The sequence below is a fragment of the Companilactobacillus halodurans genome, assembly GCF_009600985.1.
In the GTDB taxonomy this organism is placed as follows: domain Bacteria; phylum Bacillota; class Bacilli; order Lactobacillales; family Lactobacillaceae; genus Companilactobacillus; species Companilactobacillus halodurans.
In genome coordinates, this window is the sequence record NZ_VDFP01000219.1 from 1 (window position 1) to 1,149 (window position 1,149).

At 36.4% G+C, this 1,149-nt stretch carries 1 protein-coding gene; it reads right to left on the reverse strand.

The annotated features are described in order from the left end of the window. The coding region (locus FHL06_RS13750) for an APC family permease (protein WP_153387215.1) at nt 1-761 on the reverse strand (761 nt) is incomplete at its 3' end. Nucleotides 762-1,149 lie beyond the last annotated feature (388 nt).

The window sequence follows — 1,149 nt, forward strand, 5'->3', positions numbered from 1 at the left end:
GTTAAAAATCCTGTCATGATTGCAAGCATCCACATAGCTTTAGGAAAGTCACGCTTACCATCTTTCATTTCAGTAACATATGGAGCCGCAAATTCTGATCCGTTCATCGCAAAGATAACTAGTCCAAATGTTGATAGATAATGCATATCAAATTTAGGAATAAACGATTTAATCGTAAATGGTTGAGTATGAGGCATGTTGCCTTGTCCCAAGTAAACGAAGGTCATAACCACATAAAGAATAGTGATGATAAACATTGCACCACCACCGATGATACTCAAAATTTGAAGAGAATTTCTCAAACGATGTTGAATAAAGATAAAAATTGTAAAGATGACGGCTGTCAATAGAGCAAACATTGAGTTACTCATTTTGTCTGACATTGAACTATTACCGTTAATCAACCAACCGAATGAAATCAAAGTTGAATTAGCAACATCGACAATATAAGGCAAACTTGAAACCCAAACAGTCCAAGCACAAATATAACCCCAAACGTTACCACCAGTGGCACGAACCCAAGAAGTAACGCCACCACCTTCTTCATTAAAAGTTGAACCAAGATGACCAACCATCATCTCATAAGGTACAACGAATAAAAATAGCATAAGAATCCAAGTAAATACGATACCTAATCCTTGGTTATGAAAGTTGTAAACAATGTCATCGAATCCGATAACTGTAACAAAATCCATTAAAGCAACAACAGGCCAGCTAATATAGGATTTTTTAGAATCCATTTCTGGCATTTTTTTCCCCATCGGAAATACACCCCTTAGTGTTTTAAATTTTAGAACATCTTTGCGAATCGACGCTCTAAAATATTATATCGCTTAATGTAACAATGACTTACAAAAATGTAAGAAATTGTAAGGAGAATCGAACGACCCAAAATGGTTTAGCCGTTATGATAGATATATCGAATGAAGAGTTATAAAGATTGTTTTAAGGATACCGTCGTCCGTGAAATCTCTGTGGACGCTGGAACGTGGTGGGCACAGATTTGAGCTAATGAAGTTCACATTATCTCAAATACTGGCCTTGTTCTAAGTGGGTTCCCCACTAAGAACAATTTCACCACTGAGCATCCACAGAGATTTCACTCCCGACTAGTTTTTGATTTCTAATTACTAGCAATTAGATTTGCAG